This window comes from Shewanella submarina, from assembly GCF_042646185.1.
Classification (GTDB): domain Bacteria; phylum Pseudomonadota; class Gammaproteobacteria; order Enterobacterales; family Shewanellaceae; genus Shewanella; species Shewanella corallii.
Window position 1 is genome coordinate 501,429 of sequence record NZ_JBHRTD010000012.1, and the last position, 20,400, is coordinate 521,828.

Genomic DNA, 20,400 nt, shown 5'->3' on the forward strand with positions numbered 1-20,400 from the left:
TATTAAGGGCTTGTAATCCACTCGTCTTGATTCCCTACGACGACCTCAGTGGTCAATAACAAGCATTCAACATTAATTCTAATCACTGCATAAAGAAGGGGTTATTGTGACACCACCTTCACCAACGATTATAGACAACAGAACAATGCTGGCAACACAAGCGCAACCTTAATTACCACAAAAACACATTTAAGTAATAAATAAACCTCTTATCCTCTCACATTTAAAAAACCACAATGTTTTACATCAAGATATTGATTTGCAATAGAATAAATATCAAACCAGAATTAACAGAAACATTTTAAGAACAGTGAAGAAGCTGTATAACCGCTCAAAACAGATGCGTTTGTGATCGACTTAAAATATTTAAAGATATTTACTTAAGCAATAAAAAGGTTAAATTTCACCCAAACCAATCAAGCAGTGAGCAATAAATAAACAGCGAATGAAAATGTGTTTTAGAAGCCTCTTTAATGCCAGATTTAAAAATGTACTTCACATTATTAATCTGGCCACTGGGCATAAATGGCTTTAACTTTCGCTAAAGTATCCGGGCGCAGAAATACTTCGACCAGCTCAGGGTCAAAATGAGTGCCGGCATCATCTTTCAACCTCTTGCAGGTATCATCCAAAGACCAGCCCTCTTTGTAAGGGCGTCTGCTGGCCAGCGCATCAAAGACATCCGCTATCGCAACGATCCGGCCGAACAGAGGGATCTCTTCCCCCTTCAGTCCATGTGGATAGCCACTGCCATCCCATTTTTCATGGTGAGTCAAAGCGATTTCACGGGCGGACTGCAGCAGTGGGATAGGATGGTCGCCAATAATATCCGCGCCGATGGCCGGGTGTTGCTTCATGATTTCCCACTCTTCGGGACTGAGTTTGTCCTGTTTCAACAAGATATAGTCTGGGGTGCCAATCTTGCCCACATCATGCATGGGAGCAGCATGGAACAGCAGATCAGCCTGGCATTCAGGCAGGCCCAACGCCAACGCCAGAATACGGGAGTAATGGCTCATCCGGATAACATGAAAGCCTGTCTCATTATCCTTATATTCAGCCGCCCGTCCCAGCTTCTCCACTATCAGTCTCTGAGTTTTCTCCAGTAACTCCATTCTCACCAGCGACAACTGATTACGAACCCGGGCCAGCAATCGGGGGGCTGAAATGGGTTTCAGGATATAATCGACAGCACCGACAGCAAAGCCTTCGGTTTCATCACTTTCATCCTCCAGAGCAGTAAGGAAGACCACAGGAATATGCCGGGTCTGTACATCATTTTTCAGGATGCGGCAAACTTCGTATCCATCCATTCCCGGCATCATCACATCCAACAGAATAAGGTCAGGACTTTCAGCTTTGGTACGCTCCAAAGCCTCATGGCCGGATTGGGCAAAACAGGTGCGATAACCAGCCTGGCTGAGAATCTTTTTGCAGAGTGTCAAATTGGTTGGAATATCATCTACCACCAAGATAAGACTCGACATATCTTATCCCCCGTGTCTTCTGGGCAGTTTAACTGTCACCACAGTTTCCAGCGCTTTGGAAACACAACTGATACTTCCGCCATGCTTATCGGCAATCACTGCAGCATTGGCCAATGCCAGGTTATGGGCGAAATCACCAGACTCATCAATTTCAAGCGGGTCAAACAGAGCTTGAATTTGGCTGGAAGGAATCTCCTCTCCCATATCAGTCAGTGTCATCAACGCCATATCAGCCTGCACGAACACTTCAACCACCAGCTCATTGCTCTCCCGCCTGGTCGCGGTGAACGCAAATACAGCCCTGAACATCTTCTCCAGCAAGTTGGTATCCCCGGCAATGCTGAGGTCCTGCTTGGCTTTAAAATGAACATCGACGTTGTAAGTTGGATGGACTTCCTGACAGAGGGCGTCGAAATAACGCTTCAACATCACCGCATTCAGGCGTAAATCGATTTTTTTCAGATGATAATAAAGTAACAACTGGCTGATACGACGCTCAGCTGCGCTCAAGAGCTTGGCTGTGTCCTGAGGAGCCTTGGTCAGACTCTGGGTAGCCTCCTTAATGTGTCCCAACTCCATAGTGAGCATCTTGATAGAAACGCCTACGGTTTCCAGCATAGTGGGTTGGGAGAGTCTCGCCTCGATACGGGACAGCAGCTCATTTTTATTGAAAGGTTTGGTCACATAGTCAACAGCGCCAAGTTCAAAGGCTCTGAGCTTGTCTTCGACATCATCCAGTGCAGACAAGACTATTACCCGGGTTCGCCAGATCCTGTCCCACTTCCTCAGCCTGTCCAGTACACGGTAACCATCCATATCCGGCATCATGATATCCAGCAGAACGATATCATATACTTCTGTTTCCAAACGCTTAACGGCATCTTTGCCATTCACGGCAAAAGCCACATCATAGTCACTGTGGCCCAATATGCTCTTCAGCAGCTTCAAGTTGGCCAGTTCATCGTCAACGGCGAGTATTCGTGCTTTTTTATCCATGCATGCCTTCCGCAGTCTCACTCAAGCCTACCGCAATGCGATCTATGATCCCGATTGCCCCCTCAAAATCGAAGTCATCCACTGACTCTGCCAACAGGCTTATTTCGGCATCCGCCGTTATCCCTTTCAATCCGCTGAGCACTTGCTCCAACTGCTCATCATCAGGCATTCCCCGCTCAAGCATCTCCCTGAGTGACAGCATATTTTCCATCACTTCATCCAGGCTGTAGGTGGTCACCAATGCTTCATCCAACATTTGCTGACTGCTTCCCACTGGCATGGCATCAATGACCAGCATCAGCTCACTCAGATGATCATCAAGTTCACTGTTAAGCCCCAGAATTTTTGCTTCCTGCTCATTAGCTCTGACAGCGGTTTCCAGATCCTGAGCAGCATGGAAAACCCCTGTCATCCCCAGACCACCAGATACCCCCCGCAGCTTATGCACTGCACTGTGAGCCTCTTCCAGCTGATGCTTTTGCACCATCTCAGCCAAATCCCGGCAGAAGTGAGTCCACTGCTCTGGGAATTGCCTGACCATCTTGGTATACAGGGCTTCATCGCCCCAGTTTTCCAGTGCGCCTTCGATGTCCACCAGATTCCGCAAACTGTCCAGTGGTGAAGGGGTAGATTCAGAGTGTTCTATCCCTTCGACTTCAGTGATGCCCGAAACAGGGTCTGCTTTCTCAAAATCACCCGGCAGTAACCTGGCCATTTCAGCCCGCAGTAACATAAAGTCCACAGGTTTAATCACGAAGCCGTCCATTCCCGCCTCACGACACTTTTCCATATCCTGGCCCATGCCACTGGCGGTCAATGCAATCACCGGAGTGTTCACTCCATATCTTTCATTGTATGTGCGAATTGCCTCGGCTGCCTGATAGCCATTCATATTGGGCATATGAATATCCATAAACACCAGGTCAAACTTGCCCTGTTCCTCTTCGTAAGCCTCAACCGCCAACGCCCCGTCCTCTGCCCACACTATCTGGTGTCCCTCACGACCCAGCCGGGTTTGGATAAGCTCAGCATTAACAGCCACATCCTCCGCCAACAGCACTTTAAGAGGACGCTTACTTTGGTAGTGCATCACCTCTGTTTGAGCTTGATAATCGCTGACAGCATCCTCATCTGCCGGAGGCAAATACAGGGTAAAGTGGAATTTAGACCCCTTACCAAGTTCACTTTCAACCCAGATTTCGCCCCCCATTTTCTCCACCAACTGCCTCGAAATGGTTGTCCCCAGACCGGTACCACCATAGCGACGGGAGATAGACCCATCAGACTGCACAAAAGGTTTGAATATCTGTTCGATACGGGACTCTTCGATACCTATGCCGGTATCTTCCACCACAAAGTGCAGGTAATCCTGTTTGCCCGGCTCTGCCATGACCTTTACCGTCACCTCTCCCTCTTCGGTAAACTTGATGGCATTGCCTACCAGATTAATCAGCACCTGACGCAGACGCGCGGGGTCTCCCACGACCAGATTGGAGACAGATGATGACATTTCACAGCTCATTGCCAGACCTTTCTTTTTAGCCTGTAACTCGACCATGGAGATAGCCGCCTGAACAGCCTGACGCATTTCAAAGGTCAGCAGCTCAATCTCCATAGAGCCGCGTTCAAGCTTGGTCAGATCAAGGATTTCATTCAACAGAGACAAGAGTGAATGAGCAGACTTGGACACAATAGACAGGTGGTGGCGCTGCTCCCGGTTAAGATCAGAATCCAATACCAGATCAGTCATGCCAATAACCGCATTCATTGGTGTTCTGAGCTCGTGACTCATGTTGCCAAGAAACTCCGACTTGATTCTGTTTGCCTGTTCCGCTTCATCCCTGGCATTGCGAAGCCTGACTTCATTGGCCTTACGTTCACTGATGTCACGCATCACCACTGTGTATTCCCGCTGATTGGCGATTCTCATCCCCGTCACCGAGAGCTCGATAGGGAACACCTTACCCATCTTGCTGATCCCGGAGGATTCAGCCAGTGCACCCATCTTTTTGGTGGTTCCCACCAGCAGGCCGCTGAACCAATGTTCTACATCACCTATGGTATCTACCTTCGCCAAAAGTATTGCCAGATCCCGCCCCAGCAACTCCTCAGTTTTATAGCCAAAAATCGCTGTGGTGGTGCGGTTTGCCTGCTGAATAATGCCCGCCTCATCCACCACCACCAGAGCATCTGTCATGGTATCGAAAGTGGCTCTGAGTTGGCTTTCAGCTTGCTGCAGTTCCATGGTGCGTGACTGCACCCGTTTCTCCAGATAAAGGTTCAATTCTCTGACTTTTTTCTCATACGCTTTGAGGGTGGTGACGTCTGTTTCTATCCCCACAAAGTGAGTCACCTGCTCCTCTTCATTTCGTACCGGAGATATATAGAGACGATTCCAGAACATCTCACCATTTTTGCGATAGTTGCGCAGAATGACGTCTGCAGCTTCCCCTTTGGCCAGTGCATCTTTGAGTTTTTTAATGGCAGGTTGGTCCCTGTCCTCCCCCTGCAGAAAACGGCAATTGCGGCCTATTACCTCTGATTCTGTGTAGCCCGTGGTGCGGTAAAAAGCTTTGTTGGCGTAGATTATGGGAATGTCTTGTTGCTGGGCGTCAGCGACCACTATGCCCGTGGTAGCCGCTTCAATGGCCGCATCCTTGAGCAGTAGCTGAAAGCTTTGCTCATCATTTTTGTTTTCCAGGTTTTTCTGATGGATCAGCTGCAGCCTCAACACTTCCAGCGAATCGAGTACGCCCTGCACTTCTCTGCTGACGGTCTTGGCATAAAGATCAGGCTGTACTGTTTTATCCAGATCAGACAGGGAGTGCACAGCACGGGACAGTACCTTGATATTGCGGGACAAAGTGCGCCCCAGTACCACAGTGCCAATAAACATCAGGCTGATGATTGAAAACAGTACCCAGAGGACATCCCGGTAGAAGGCGTCGATAAACAGGGGGTCATCCGCTGCGGGCCTGTTGCTGATCAGGGTCCATCCCATATCGGCACCGCCCTCAATAGTCCCAAGATGCGAAAAACCAAATAGACCATGGGTATTAAGCCCGGGCAGCAGAGCCTCACCTGCGCCGCTTTGCGCCCCTTTTACAAGCTGTCGCAAATCGCCTTGCTCCAGCCAGTTCACCCCGACAGTACTTTGTCGGATGTCCCGGCCCGTATCCAGCAGCACAATCCCTTCGGTGCTGAGCAACAGCAAACTGTGATCGTCTTGTTGCTCCTGGCTCATCTGCATTTGCAAATCTCTGAGGCTCTGTTCAATCACCCGGAAATCCATCAGGTTGACCAACACCCCGGTCAGGTTGCCTCTGTCATCCATTACAGGTACGGCGAACAATATATCGAACTGTTGTTTGTTGTCTGCGCCATGGCCAACCCCGAGCAGGTTCATTGAGGGGCCAGTCATCACAGCGCCCGCGCCATTACCGTAATGCCAGATGTCCTTGGCGGCAGTGAACCAGGGAGAGGTAGAAACGTGGAATGCATCTACCTGCAGAGATTCAAGAGATGAACCATCCTGTGAAATATCACTGGATGCCAACAGCCGGCCCTCAGGCGACAACAGAAATATCCTGTGGTAATCACGATACATGGGCACCAGATCGTTGAAGTAATAAACCAGCGATAATCTGTCATCTTCAGGAAGTGGCCAGGGGTAATACTGACCATTTAAATTCAGGCCCAGCGTCTGTATATCTGAGTATCTATGAGATAAAAACCGTGTAAGGGAAGCAGCAATAGTGTCAGCCTCCGCCTGAAGCTCTCCCAGCAAATGGCGCTGGACAGCCTGGCTGTGTTTATCATATTGGAAGTACAAAAAGGCCGTGGGCAAAATTGCCACGACCAACAGCAGCATGCTCAGCTTGGCTTTGAATGACATCAATCTGATCCCGGAACCTTCTATTCGTTTGCACACTTATCCCCTACAGATATAAGGATAGGATAAATTTGAATCTTCACATGGGATTGGAGGTATTGAATGATAAGGAAAAGCACACGGGTAACGGGTTCTCATCGAAACGCGGTTTGTAAAGGGGTATCAGTAGTCTGTAAGAAGCGTTGCTGAAGGGGAAATCAGAGATAATTCACTTAATCCAGTGACTGAAACACTAGCTGAAAACGGGATCTCACCGACAAATTTGCACTCCTTTACAAAGATGCAAATAAAAACAGTTATCAATTGCGTTAACTTTAATTAAACTGTGTGCCAACTTATCCCCGGGGACTCAGGATCAGATGCACACCCAGTCGGCCATCTCTCTTACATCTTTGCGCCAAAAACATGGCCACACCTTTACTGTTATCAACCGCACTCTGGCTGCACTTGTCGGCGGCTATTTAGCCACAGCAAGCTGCGCTGCCCTGTTTGCACTTATCCTGCCGATGAACACAGCCGACAGCACCTTGCTTGCTATGATGCTGTCATTCGCCCTGTGGGCATCGCTGGCTATCTATGCTTTTGCGGCCAAATCCGGTGCCAGAGTCTGGATACTCCTTGCCACCCTGATTGCGATCAGTCTGGCGGGAGTGGGGGCAGCACAATGAAAGAGTCCTTTTTCCGCACCATGACCTGGCTGCACACCTGGACAGGGTTGCTGGTGTGCTGGCTACTGATGCTGATTTTCTTTGCCGGTACCCTGAGCTACTACCGATACGAAATTAACCTTTGGATGAAACCTGAGCTGCACACCAATGTGCTGCAGGAATACCGGGATCTGAATCTTGCCCAAACCCTGGATCAGGGCCAGACATATCTTGCTAACACAGCCCCTGATGCCAAAACCTGGATGCTGCGCCTGCCGACTCATCGTCTGCCATTCGTAGGCTATGCGTGGATGGATGCACCAAAGGAGGGGGAACGTCGAGGTAAATTCCGCGAGCATATTGTGACCACCGAAGGTGAGATGATCTCAGATGTACGTGCCACCAAGGGTGGCCATTTCTTCTATCGTCTGCACTTTGATCTGCACTATCTGCCAGTACCTCTGGCCCGATATCTGGTAGGCTTTGCCACCATGTTTATGCTGCTGGCCATCATTACAGGCATAGTGATCCACAAGCGCATATTCAAAGACTTTTTCGCCCTGCGTCTGAAAAAAGGTCCCCGTTCCTGGCTCGACAGCCATACTCTGTCCAGCGTATTGGCCCTGCCTTACCATCTGATGATCATCTACACGGGTTTGATCACCCTGATGTTTATGTATATGCCATCGGCAATGGAAGCGACCTATGACGGCAACCGCAAAGCCCTGCAAAAGGAGATTGCTCCTGTAACTACCCCGGCTAAACCCTCTGGTACTGCAGGCGAACTGGTCTCGCTCAGCACCATACTACCCAGTGTTCTGGAACAGGCTCAGGGCATACCGATCCGTGACATACGCATCCAGAATCCGCTGGATGCCAACAGCCAGATCCAGGTAGTACTGCGCAATGATTCAAGAGTGGCAGATCATGAATACCAACTGCTTTACCAGGGTACTTCTGGCGAATTCATTGGCAAAGTCGGTGATTCCCCATCCAGCATGGGTAAAGCCTATGACACCATGATAGGCCTGCATGCCGGCCGCTTTGCTGAGCCAGCGCTGAGATTCGCCCTGTTCCTGAGTGGTGTACTGGGGTGCGTGATGATCGCCTCAGGCACCCTGCTGTGGAGCAAGAAACTGCGTCAGAAACAGCAAAAACAGATTACTCAAGGCGCCCGGCCGTCACTGGGACTGTATATCACCGAAAGCCTGAACCTGGGAGTGATTGCCGGTCTGCCAATTGCAGCAGCCAGTTATCTGTGGGCCAACCGCCTGCTGAGCGCAGATTATGCCGGTCGTTATGATGCCGAGATCAATCTGTTCTTTGCCGGGCTGGGCGTCACTTTACTGCTGGCGTTCCTCGGCCGGATTAACTGGCGTGGCGCACTGCTAACTGGTGGCCTGATGTGGCTGGGGGTGCCTGTGCTCAATGCCCTGACCTCTTCGGAAAACCTCCTCACCAATATTATCAAAGGACAGTGGTTTATCGCCTGGATTGACCTGCTGGCAATGATGATCGGCGGTCTGATGCTGTTGGCGGCCAGCCACAGCAAACGCAAAGCCACCAATAAGGTCAGCAACCAAAACGGCAGCAAAGTGAAAGGCACAACCGCCAAGGTTAAGACGGCTGAAAACCCAACGGTATTTAAGGAGCAAGTTTAATGGTATCCATACTCTTACCCCTGACAGCGTTGAATCTGTCCGCCTTCGTCATATTCGCCCTGAGCAGCTTCAGCACCTATCGCGAACTCCTGGGTCGCGCGCCGGCAGACAATACAGGCAAACTGCTCAAGATAGCCGCAGGCCTGCTGCTTAGCGCGTCCCTGTGGCTTTGTGTCGCCAGCAAAAGCTGGGGGCTGGGGCTGTTGCTCTGGTTTGGCAATATGACCATGACAGCTCTGTTGGTTGCGCTGTTACTGACCTTAAAAGATGAACTAAAGCGCAAAAAGCCCAAACGTCGATAAGGAAATTGATATAAAAAAACCGGCCAATGGCCGGTTTTTCAGTGACAGGGATAAATTAACGGCAGTTTCTGCCCTTACATGGCTTACCGCCACCATCACCACCGCCATCACCACCACCGGCACAGCCGTTGGCAGTAATATGGTCCACAGCACTCTTGGCCTGAACCAGACCATAGCCATAGAGGTCATCCCGACCGGCATCACCCAGGTCTTCCGCAGTTACACGAAGAATATTACGGATTTCTGAGTTGGAACACTGAGGATGGTGACTCCACACCAGAGCAGCTACACCGGCAACATGAGGTGTTGCCATGGAAGTGCCGTCAAAGTATGCGTAGTTACCTGCGCCAATATCAACCGATGCATTACCACCGACATTGGCCAGCATGGCTGCACCATCAGTGTCGCTGACACCAACTGAAGGGATACTGGTAGCCACTTCACCCAAAGTACCGTTCAAAGCGCCCGGCTCATTGTTGTAGATAATGGCTGCAACACCGCCGCCATTTTCACAGGCCAGCACCTTATCAGAGAAGGAGATATTACCACGCTGGATCAGACATACCTGACCGGCCGCGTTGCACTGGGCTTCCCCGGTACCACAATCCATCAGAGCGCCTGATGCACTGCCGGTTGGAGAACCTTCCATGCCGATCGCTTCATAGCCTGTTCCTGCGACATTGGCGGAAGCAACCAAAGCAGTCCCGGTTGGCACAGAGGAGAGCACACCCACACCCGGACCAGCCAATTCAACCTGGCTGGTACGCTGAGAGAACGAAGCATGCTGCTTATTGCTGTCAATTGCGGCAACTGAAACCACTGAGCTGTATGAAGCAGGGTAAGAGTGACGGGTATTACCATCGTTACCGGCAGCAGCGATACTCAGTACGCCACGGCCATCAGCAGCGGCAAACGCTCTGTCTTCGGTACGGCTTTTAACACTGCCACCCAGACTCATATTGATTACCTTGGAGCCAGCCTGTTCACAAGCATCCAAAGCTGCTACCAGACTGGAAGAGTATCCCCAACCATCGGCATTAAATACTTTAATGATGTGCAGGTTCAGGTTGCCGTTAGGGTTAACACCAACCACACCAACATCATTGTTCAGAGCAGCAATAGTACCCGCTACGTGAGTACCATGGCTGTTTTCATCTGTGTACCAGTTGCCTGTACCAGGATCATTGGTCCCGGATACCTGATTACCGGACAGATCTTCGTGGGCCAGCTCATAACCAGAGTCGATGATACATACCGTCATGTTTGAGGTAGCTGCATCGCTTAACTGGTCAGCCTGAACCATAGGAATGCCATAAGGAACCGTCTGTGCCAGCGGATAACGCTTTACATCCCGCTCGATATATTCAACGTTCGGGTTGTTTGCCAGGCCTTTGAGTGCCTGAGCAGGAAGGGTAAATGCGGCTGCATCATGACGGCTCAGATCCAGCTCCATCTTACCGCCTTTGCTCTTGAGCAAAGCCTTGGCCTGAGGCCCTTTACCCTCTTTGAATTTTACGATATAGCGTTCCGTGTCAGCGGCCTGTGCACCACAGCAGACTCCCAGAGTGACTGCCAGGGTTAGAGGTTTAATGCCAAATTGCATGTTGATCTCCTTCATAAGTGGCACAGCATCTGCCAGTCCTGTCCGCAGATATCCACTTTTTAATATTGTAGTTTTGTTAACACCTGATAAACAGGTGTAACAATTCGTAACACGAATAGTCTTAATACTACAAGACGTAAGCTATACTTTCGAATTAAACACTGGTGCCCGCCTGTACCTTTAGATTTCCACACCAAAATAAACCCATGAATCAGAACAACAACTCAACCAAAATAAAAAAGCCGACAGATTTGTCGGCCTTTCGCATTCTAACGTCCCCTTCAGCGACTGATATCGTCCGCCATCTGACCTGAGATAGGTAAAGGCTTCAGTTCTGGTATGGGCTCCTGCTTCAACGTTTGCTTAAGCACCTCAATGGCTTTATCCAACTGAGCATCTTCGCCCATAAAGGTGGCATGTGGCAGGTTCTCCACTTCAATGTCAGGGCTGACGCCCCGGCCTTCCAGCACCCAGCGCCCATCCATAGCGTATTGAGGATACTCAGCAACACGGGCCATACCTTTATCTGTCAGCGAATTGCGACCAGACAACCAAACACCGGCACCGGCTGTTTGCTTACCGATCAGCGGAGCCAGTTCCAGTGCCTTAATACCAGCGGAGAAAGTTTCACCGTCTGAGTAGGTCAACTGATCTGTCAGCACCACCAGATGGCCGCGGAAGGTCTGCTGCATATTGGTGTTGGGCGTGCCACGGGTCGGTGCCCAGAACGCCCATGCCCGGCGTAGCAGCTTCTCTATCACCCAGGAATCGATATTACCGCCGCGGTTGCGGCGCACATCAATAATCAGACCCGGTTTGTCATAATTGGTGTAGAACTCACGGGCGAAGCTGGCGATATCATTGCCGCCCATGGCATACAGGTGTAGATAACCGAACTCGTCGTTACTGGCCTCATTGACCTTTTCACGGTTACTGTTGACCCAGTCCAGATATCTGAGCTTGCCGTCCACTGCTGGGTTAACCGGCTCAACAATGGTTTTAAAGCGATTACCTTTGCGTTTCAGTTCAAGCAGTACCTGCACATCCCTTTGATTACGCAGTAAACGGTTGATATCTGCCACTGTGTTTACCGGCTTGCCATTGATGGCGACCAACTCGTCTCCCTCTTTGGCATCCACACCGGGACGGGCGAGAGGCGAGGCCTGCTCGGGCAACTCAGCATCATGACGATAGATCTGAGAAATAATGACGCCATCAGAAGTTTGCTTAAAGCGGGCCCCCAGGCTGGCAGCTTTGGGTTGCTCGGGATCTTTGGGCAATTCCCCTCCGCGAACCTGGCTGTGCAGCGCGTCCAGCTCCGCCATCATCTGAACAAACACATCATTCAGTTCATGTCTGTCAGTCACTCTGTCTACCAGCGGCTGATATTTATCTTTCAGTGCGTTCCAGTCCAGGCCACGCATCTTCTTGTCGAAGAACTGCTCTCTGTGCATCAGCCAGGCATCTTCAAACATCTGCTGGAACTCCTGCTCAGGTTCCACCAGCAGTTGCCACTGAGAGGTATTCACTTTGGCACTGGACAGGTCTCCCGGCATGGCATCACCGGCATCCACAATCAACAGTTCCGTTGGCTTGGACTGTTTGCCAAGCAGCAGTTTTTTACCATCGGCTGACAAACGGTAGCCAGCAATATCCTCGGCAAACACCTTGGCATTGGCTTTGCCAGCCTCAACAGGCACCACTTTAAGTGCGCGCTTGCCACCCTGGCTATCCATCAGGTAAAGCTTGCCATCCAGCACAGAAAGGCTTGAGTAATTACCAGGTGCCAGTGGCACTTGCCACAGGCGTTCATTCAGCCCTTGCCAATCCACCTTAACTTTGACGTCACCCTCGTCCTTTTCAGCAGCATCGGTCAGCAGCTCATTGGGTTTCTGGAACGGGAACCGGGCGTCTTTATCCAGCGCCAGTGCAAACACCTGGGTACGGCGGTCAAACACCGGGCCCATATTGCGATCGCCCCAGGGTGAGGAAGGTGTCGCCTTGAAGTGACGGTTTGACAGGAAATAGAGCCACTGGCCATCGGGACTGAACGCCGGAGAGAAGGATTCATATTTGTCAGAGGTCAGGAACTGACTCTTGCCGCTGTCGACACCATAGAGCAGAATTTGTGGTCTTTGCTGTCCCAGATGAGACTTGGTCAGGGCAATCACACCACTGTCCGGTCCCCAGACGATGTCGGCATAGGGGCCAAGTCCCTCGCCATCTTTAACAATCAGCTTGTTGCTGCCCTTGTTCAGATCCAGCAGCCAGACATTGCCCTGATAATCATCGTGGGCAATATAGCGACCATCGGGAGATGAATGCAGATTCATGCGCAGGCTGGCACCATCTTTAGTCAGCTGTTTGGCACCTTCACTGCCATCGGCGGCAAAACGCCAGATTTCCTGCTCACCACTGGCATCTGAAATAGCGTATACCCAGTTGCCATCCTTACTCAGCACGGCATTGCGCAGGCGGCTGTTGTCCGGTGACGCTACCTCCACCACACGGGAACCATCGCTACCTGCAATCACCACCTTGCTGCGGGCCGTAACCACAGCCTTATCGCCATCATGGCTGAAGCTGGCTGCCGTCATATAATCCATTGGATTGTTGACCCAATTGCCCCTCAGGTAAGGGTAATCTGAAGTCAGCTTAAGTTCGGCGACAGTGTCTTTACCCGAGGCGATATCAAACACCTGTACATCGGCACCCAACTGATAAGCAATTCGCCCTTCATTCATACGTGCACCGCGAATGGCGAAATCTTTATGCCTGGTGTGCTGGCGAATATCACCGCCATTCACATCCATTGACCAGATATTCTCTACGCCACTGGCATCGGAGATAAAGTAAAGCCGGTCCTGCCACAGCATAGGCTGACGCAGTGAACCTTGATGATCAGCAGCCAGACGTAAGGCTTCTTTGCCGCTGCCCAGCTGATAACGCCATAGTTGTCCCATTGCCCCACCACGGTAAACCCGGGTGTTATCTCCGGTGGCCTGCAGACCAAAACGAGTGAAGAAAACCTGCTCACCTTTACTGTCAACCACGCCTTCAATAGCATCACTCAGAGGGATATCCCGGGTAATCAGGGTCTCAGGAGATACACTGCGAAGTACCCAGGCGCTGGATGCACCGGCCGCATTGTCTGTGGCGTACAACACCTGACCATCTGGTGTCCACCCCTGAACCCTGACGCGACTGTTTTCAAAGCTGACCCGTTTGGCCTGACCGCCCTTCAAGGGAATAACATAGGCTTCTGTGGTGCCATCATAGTTGGCTTCAAATGCCACCCATTGACCATCGGCAGAAATAGCGGCACCGGTTTCCAGTGCTGGCAGGCTGGTCAGCCGGGACGCCTGCTCCTGGCCCAGTTTTTGAGTCCAGAGATCGCCTTCGGCGGTGAATACCAGAGTGTTATCGTGCAGTGCAGGGGCGCGAAAATAGCCCCTGTCACTGTCGTTGGCGGGCGCGGCCTGGGCATAAGTGCCCAACGCCATCAAACAGGCCAGGCTACAGAGTTTAAGTTTCATAGTGTTGTGACTTCCTGATGATTGTCTTGCCAGAAACACAGTGCCCCGCCTCAGGCTTTGCGCTGTATTTTGGCTAAGTTTTTATTTTGGTTTTGCAGCAAGTTATCAAACAATTGCTAACCATACAGCCCATTTCTCCCCTTTGATGTAAAAGAGTGTGACACTTCTGCCATTGCGGACACCGAGGTTTGCATATTTGTCAGCAACAAAAAGGGCGAACCCAGTGGTTCGCCCTTTGCTTATTATTGTGCGCGGTTAGCTGCTGAGATTATTTGAAGTTGCCTTCATCATCGAATGGCCACTCAATACCCAGCCATGCCTTGAGGAAGTCCTTTTGCTGCTCGCTGGCTCCCTTAATACCGCGGATCTGAGCCTTACCTACCGGCGCTTCGCCCAGAGTAACCTTGAAGGTTTTCAGTTGATCATTGCTGAATACCGTCACCTTGACCTCATCACCGACATTGAAGTCAGCAATTCGCTTGTCGAAACCGCCAGCCGTCACTTTAAGATCATTAATAGCAAGGATCTCATCGCCTTCATGCAGACCTGCGCTCCAGGCCGGGCCATCACGCTTAACATGGGACAGCACCAGCGACCCTGAACGCAAAGCAACACCCAGGTTGGATTTCACCTTGTCGTTGTCGCCATAGCTGAGAACCAGACCCGCCTGCTCCAGCAGTGAGGTGTAATCCAGCGAGATTGGGCTGTCGATATTGGCCTGCCACCAAGGCTCATAGGACTTGCCGGTAAGGTCAGCCAAAATGTCCTTTACATCATCTACGTTGAAACTCTTTGGCAGTCTGAAGTCGCGGTACAGTGCGCGGTGCACATCCCGATAGGAGTGCTTGAGCTGAGTATCTTCCAGCAGCGCAAAGTCCAGCGCCAGCGACGTCAGGTAACCCTCAGAGTAGATATTAACGCTGTGGTTGATGCCATAATCACCACCACCGCCAATCCAGGCGGTTTCACTGGCTTCACGGATTGACTGCTGCTCACGACCCGGGTTGTTGATATTGCGGTCGATTCGCTTGGCCAGATCGGCAAAGAACTCTTTCGGGCTGGCAATACCGGCACGCAGCAGCAACTGATACTGGAAGTAGCTGGTTGAGCCTTCCGCCAACCACAACAGCTTGGTCATGTTTTCATTCTGATAGTCGTAAGGCACCAGACCTTCAGGACGGTAGGCTTTGACATTCCAGGTATGAATAAACTCGTGAGATGCGGTGGCGATAAATCTCAGGTAATCGGCGCGCTCACGGAAGTTAAAGCGGGGCAGTTGAATAATGGTTGAGTTCAAATGCTCAGTCGCGCCACGCTCACCGCCGGTAGCATGAACCATATAGACATAACGCTCATAGGGGTAGTCGTCCCAAATGACCGAGGCGGTACCGCTTAACGCTTTAAGGTCACGCTCCATCTGCTCAAGGTCGTAGTTGCCCTCGCCCCAGACCACCAGTTCATAATCTTTGTCATCGGCGGAGAATTCACGGAAGTAGTTAATACCGGTTTCAATGGGAGAATCCAGAAACACATCATAATTGGGTGCTTTGAAGGCGTGGCGGCCGTCGGACTCCATGCCTGAATGACTCTTCCAACCTCTTGGCACATCCAATTCAACAGTCAAAGGGTCATTACGATATTGCGGGCTGTACATAAAGACGCCACTGGCATCCAGATAGGCATGGGTGCTGTCGATATGACGAACCCGGGTGCCCAGCATATCACCATGGATCTGGTAGCTCACATTCACTTCAGTGGCCTGAGGAAGATGAATTTTCCACTCACCACTGGCCACACGTTCCCAGCTCAGCGGCTTGCCATCTTCATCAGTGGCAGCGAACATGCGCACGCCATCGGCCAGGGGTAAAACCTGATATTTTCCAGTACGCCAAACAGGCAGGTTTACCGTCAGCTCACCTGTGGTTTCAGGAAAGTTAATACTCACCTGTGCCAGCTGATGCCCGGGAGAAGTTAAGTCAATTTCATATTCAATATCAGCAACTACCGGAAAGGTCGCGGCTGTCGTCAGGGCAAAAAACACACTCAAACCGGGTTTCACTTGCAATTCCTTCTGTTATCATTCTTTTAATAAAGTTGGCCGAGTATATCAAACAGCTAGGGCCTGTTGACCTTTGAAGATGGTTTTTGCAGCTTTTTGTCGTTGTTTTATACAAAGCAACGCGATTGATGTGTAGTTGTTCTACATAAATGAGCGTTAATGCAGTAGAAAGCGACGACAAACGCTGCCCGAAGGGCTCGGCTAGACGCGCTTTACTCTTTGTTGCAAGGTATTTGCTTAGGCCCCTAGGCGGCACACCTTGCGTCGCGATTAAAGCGCGTCCAGCACGAGCAAAATTCAACCATGAAAGGTCAACAGGCCCTAGACACTACTCAGCAACACGAACAAAAACATACAAATTAATGGCCTGCGATTGGGCTGGTAATCAAATAGATGAAAATCCCTGCACTCCTGCTTGCTCCTCTACTCCTGCTGGTCTCCCTGCCCTCAGTGGCGATAGATCTGATTAATGATGAAGTCCGAAGCCGTGAAAACCCCAGACTTCTATACAGTGAGGTCAATACCAATCTGCACCACCTTACCGGCAAGGAATCCAAAGCCGAGCTCAGCACCCTGGCCATGGAACTGGGTCTGAGTCAGGCAGAGATGTTCCATAAGCTTCAATTAACCCTGCGACTCAATATGGAGCCTGGAGTAGATGTCAGCGATCGCCATCCTGACAATGATGCCCTGCTTAATTTGCTGGATACCTACGCCAACTCCCGCTACCAGCAAGCCGTTACTCTGATGCTCAAAGGCCGCTTGCAGGGGCGCAATAAAATCCAATATCAAAAAGCGATAGCCTTTTACACTCAGGCTCAGGATCTGGCTCGCCATGAACCCGGCGTGCAAGGCCTGGTGCTGAAATATATTATCTACGACCATCTCGGCTCGCTTAACCAGCTTATCCGCCAATACGCTACGGCACTGAGTCACCTCAAAGAACTGCAGGAAGTCTCCATCAAGCTGAACAACAACTATTTGCGAGCCCACGCCGAGGCATCGTTGGGAGGGTATTACAACAAGCGCAGTGATCAGGCTCGCGCGCTGGAACACTTTACCCAGGCTCTGCAACTGGCTAATCGGGAGCCGCAGCCGCAACTGCTGGCAATGATGAACTTCGCTCTGGCCAAGGTGCACAGGGATATGCGCCACTGGAAGGATGCCCTGAGTCATGCCCATGAAGCCGCGAAGGGCTTTGAGTTCACAGGCAACTATCCTTACCTCTCCAACACCATGACAGTAATAGCCATGACCTATGGCGAACAGGAGAACTGGCATAAAGCTATCGATTACTATCTTAATGCCCACCAAATCGATGTGCGGGAAGGCAACCGCATCAGCCAGGCATTGAATATGCACAATCTGGGTGAGGCGTACTCCAAGCTGGCAGACTACGCCAACGCCCTAACCTATCTGGACAGTGCCAACCAGTTCTTCCGGGAAAAGCAGCTCAACCACTATCTGGTGTACAACGAAGCACTGCTGGCACAGGTCAATCTGGATGCGGGACACGTCGAACGCGCCCTTTACCATGCCAGTGAAAGTCGTAGCTATGCCCACGCCAAGAAGCTGCTGCCGGAGCAGATAGACGCCATGATGTTGCAAGCAGCGGCATACAGTGCAATTGGCGATAAGGACAAAGCCTTTGAGACCCAAAAGGCCGTCATAGAACTCAAAGTACTGCCAGGCAACAAACCACAACCCGCAGCCACGGAAGATGGAGCGCTGTCTCAGCAACAGCTGAAACTGGCTCTGAGTAACAGGGATATAAAAATTGATCAGCTGACTGAAAAACAGCGACTGCAGAGTCGGATTGTAATTGGTGGTGCTGTGGTACTGATAATGTTACTGATCTCCCTGCTCTACCTGCATCAAAGCCGTCGTCAACTCAAGCAAGAAACAGCCAAGCTGATGAATGAGCTGAAGCAGGACTGTAACACTGACCACCCCGGCAGCCGGGCACTGATGGAGGCTCTGGCGCTGAGGGATACTCATGCCACTCTGGTACTGCTTGAACTGGCTGAGCAGGTATATCCTGAGCTGGCAAAAGGCCAGCATCTGGCCTGCGCAGAATACCGTCATCAACTGTCGGCAATTGAAGAGATAAGCGGCATACGCAGTTTCGCGCTGACGCCGGGCTTAATGGCGGTCCTGGTTGAAGGGCACTCCAGTGACAAAGCCCTGGTGGCACAACTCAGTGAGCGGCTGCAACTGCCATCACTGAGCGCCGGAATCATTCCCCTGCCGCTGTTGCAAACCGAAGAAATCGTGGTAGAGCCGGAGATCCAATTTGAAACCGCACAGATGGCACTCAGTGCTGCCCGTAGCCTGCCCTTTGATGGCAGCCCAAGATTTGTAGGCCTGTACCCATTGGACTTCGCCCCCTCGGTCATCTTCGCTCATCCACTCTATCTCAAGCTGGATAAGAGCATTCAACGGGGACTTATCCGCGTCAGCTGCAGTGGTGATAAAACGGCGATTCAGTGGCCCGAGTTTTGTCAGTCGGCCAGTCATGAAGATTGATCTGAGTTCATACAGTAAATTTCAGGGGTCGCATAGCCTTATGGGCAACTGACATTATACTGATAAGAAGCCCCACCTGGAGTAGATGGGGACAGTGGTAACGGCATAAGGATTTTAGCAGGACAGCAAATCTGATGAAGGAACAAAATCAAGATAAAGCCCAGCTGGCACAGCTGACCCAGAAAGTGAAAGAAACCCGGCTGGCACTGGATGCACTGAAAGAAGACAAGAATGCCAAACTGCAAACTCTGCTTAATTTCTTCCATCATCTGAGTCTGGCGTGCAAAGGTCAGAACCTTGAACTGGATAACAAGCTTGCCAGGTTGCGCCGTCAGCTGACAGGTTTCGAGTCCCTTGAAGAGGCACTTCCGGATCTGGTTGAAGTGGAGCGCCTGCTCAAGCGTCAGTACAACCTGATGAGCCGTGAACTGGAAGATGGGCGCAACGACTTAACCCGCATGACCCAACAGCTCCAGCGTTTTAAATTCGCCCCGGATCAACTCAAGAAAGAGATCAATTACCTTCGCCAGGAACTGAGCAAACCTTTGCATTCAGTCTGGGATTATATTCCCAAGGTAGAAAAACTGGTGGGTTTCTACGAGGAGCTGGTCGACAGTCAAATTGAAGACAATACTGAGTTTGCGGTAGATCCGAGATACCAGCAGTTAGGCCGTGAGCTGGCCTCCATGATGGAAGATATCGATTTTCCGGCAAACCAGAAAGATCGCATGTTGGTGCTAAAAGAGCAGCTTAAAGGCGAGATATCACCGGAAGAACTGCTGGAAGCCTATCAAACCGTCCTGTCCCAGCTACTTGAAAACATTGCCCTGGAAAAAAGTGCCTCCAGGGAGTTTCTGTTTGCGCTGAACGATGCCCTTACCGCCGTTCAGGCCGTGGTGGATGACTCCTCTGAAAACCATAATCGCCACTGGGAAGTAAAATCCCGGCTCAACGACAGCATTAACGGTTGCGTCGCTGATATGGGTCAGTCGGTCTCTGAGATTAATGACCTGGCACAACTTAAAGAGCAAGTTACCCATCAGTTAGCTGAAATCAAAGATGCACTGGCACGCAAAGAAGCACTTGAACAGCGCGAACAGGCGATGATGCAGAAGTCCATGGACACTATGCAAAAAGAGCTGGGAGAGCTCAGTCGCGAAGCCAGCAGCTACAAAGAGCGCCTGTTTGAACAACAAAAACTGAACCAGTTGGATCCGTTAACCCAACTGCCCAACCGCGCAGCACTGGAAGAAAAGATGGAACAGTCCTATCACCACTTTCAGCGCACGGGTCAATCTGCCTGGCTTGCCGTAGTCGATATAGATCACTTCAAATCCGTCAACGACACCTTTGGGCACAGCACTGGCGATAAAACGCTGCAAGTTATTGCTATGGCTTTAAAAAATGCACTTAGAGAGACTGAATTTGTGGCCAGATACGGTGGTGAGGAATTCATTCTGTTGATCCCGGATGTCTCTGAAGAGATCATTGGCGTTGTGCTTAATCGGGTCAGGGAAAAAATAAAAAGTATCCCATTTAAATTTAAAAATCAGCGAATTACGGTTACAGTTTCTATTGGGGCTGCTCAAATGAGCCTTAAAGAAACGGTCCAGGAAACCTTTGACCGTGCTGATGTAGCCCTGTACCAAGCCAAAAACACAACACGGGACAAGGTTGTGGTTGATGTTTAA

At 50.8% G+C, this 20,400-nt stretch carries 11 protein-coding genes; 5 read left to right on the forward strand and 6 right to left on the reverse strand.

Going from position 1 to position 20,400, the window contains the following annotated elements:
• Window positions 1-503: 503 nt before the first annotated feature.
• From ACFOE0_RS11170 to ACFOE0_RS11180, 3 genes are read right to left on the reverse strand one after another with little or no spacing between them, the layout of a single operon-like run.
• Entirely contained in the window at window positions 504-1,487 is a 984-nt protein-coding gene (locus ACFOE0_RS11170; protein WP_248935935.1) for an HD domain-containing phosphohydrolase, read from the reverse strand.
• A gap of 3 nt (window positions 1,488-1,490) precedes the next feature.
• A complete protein-coding gene (locus tag ACFOE0_RS11175; RefSeq protein WP_248935936.1) occupies window positions 1,491-2,483 on the reverse strand; it encodes an ATP-binding response regulator in 993 nt (330 codons plus the stop codon).
• On the reverse strand, window positions 2,476-6,378 hold the full coding sequence (locus ACFOE0_RS11180; RefSeq protein WP_248935937.1) for a PAS domain S-box protein: 3,903 nt from the start codon (window positions 6,376-6,378) through the stop codon (window positions 2,476-2,478). The genes ACFOE0_RS11175 and ACFOE0_RS11180 overlap by 8 nt, the downstream gene beginning before the upstream one ends.
• A gap of 356 nt (window positions 6,379-6,734) precedes the next feature.
• Here ACFOE0_RS11180 and ACFOE0_RS11185 point away from each other — a divergent pair, with 356 nt between their 5' ends.
• Genes ACFOE0_RS11185 through ACFOE0_RS11195 form a run of 3 tightly spaced genes read left to right on the forward strand, consistent with a single transcriptional unit; the run spans window position 6,735 to window position 8,985 of the window.
• Complete coding sequence (locus ACFOE0_RS11185; RefSeq protein ID WP_248935938.1) at window positions 6,735-7,043, forward strand: hypothetical protein; 309 nt, start codon at window positions 6,735-6,737, stop codon at window positions 7,041-7,043.
• Window positions 7,040-8,683, forward strand: a complete 1,644-nt coding sequence (locus ACFOE0_RS11190; RefSeq protein ID WP_248935939.1) for a PepSY-associated TM helix domain-containing protein — start codon at window positions 7,040-7,042, stop codon at window positions 8,681-8,683. The genes ACFOE0_RS11185 and ACFOE0_RS11190 overlap by 4 nt, the downstream gene beginning before the upstream one ends.
• The gene (locus ACFOE0_RS11195) at window positions 8,683-8,985 is read left to right on the forward strand and encodes a DUF3325 domain-containing protein (RefSeq protein WP_248935941.1); all 303 of its coding nucleotides are present in this window, start codon (window positions 8,683-8,685) and stop codon (window positions 8,983-8,985) included. The genes ACFOE0_RS11190 and ACFOE0_RS11195 overlap by 1 nt, the downstream gene beginning before the upstream one ends.
• 55 nt (window positions 8,986-9,040) lie before the next feature.
• Here the strand turns inward: ACFOE0_RS11195 and ACFOE0_RS11200 are convergent, their stop codons facing one another.
• The 3 genes from ACFOE0_RS11200 to ACFOE0_RS11210 all read right to left on the reverse strand — a co-directional run bounded on the left by ACFOE0_RS11200 (window position 9,041) and on the right by ACFOE0_RS11210 (window position 16,183).
• Window positions 9,041-10,588 carry a S8 family serine peptidase gene (locus ACFOE0_RS11200; RefSeq protein ID WP_248935942.1) on the reverse strand — a complete coding sequence of 516 codons (1,548 nt, stop codon included), beginning with the start codon at window positions 10,586-10,588 and terminating at the stop codon, window positions 9,041-9,043.
• A 281-nt stretch (window positions 10,589-10,869) separates the two neighbouring features.
• Complete coding sequence (locus ACFOE0_RS11205; RefSeq protein WP_248935943.1) at window positions 10,870-14,124, reverse strand: S41 family peptidase; 3,255 nt, start codon at window positions 14,122-14,124, stop codon at window positions 10,870-10,872.
• 268 nt (window positions 14,125-14,392) lie between these two features.
• The gene (locus tag ACFOE0_RS11210) at window positions 14,393-16,183 is read right to left on the reverse strand and encodes a M61 family metallopeptidase (RefSeq protein ID WP_248935944.1); all 1,791 of its coding nucleotides are present in this window, start codon (window positions 16,181-16,183) and stop codon (window positions 14,393-14,395) included.
• 393 nt (window positions 16,184-16,576) lie between these two features.
• Here ACFOE0_RS11210 and ACFOE0_RS11215 point away from each other — a divergent pair, with 393 nt between their 5' ends.
• Both ACFOE0_RS11215 and ACFOE0_RS11220 read left to right on the forward strand, forming a co-directional pair.
• Window positions 16,577-18,709 (forward strand): tetratricopeptide repeat protein, encoded by a 2,133-nt coding sequence (locus tag ACFOE0_RS11215; protein ID WP_248935946.1) that lies wholly within the window; start codon window positions 16,577-16,579, stop codon window positions 18,707-18,709.
• A gap of 134 nt (window positions 18,710-18,843) precedes the next feature.
• Complete coding sequence (locus ACFOE0_RS11220) at window positions 18,844-20,400, forward strand: GGDEF domain-containing protein (RefSeq protein WP_248935948.1); 1,557 nt, start codon at window positions 18,844-18,846, stop codon at window positions 20,398-20,400.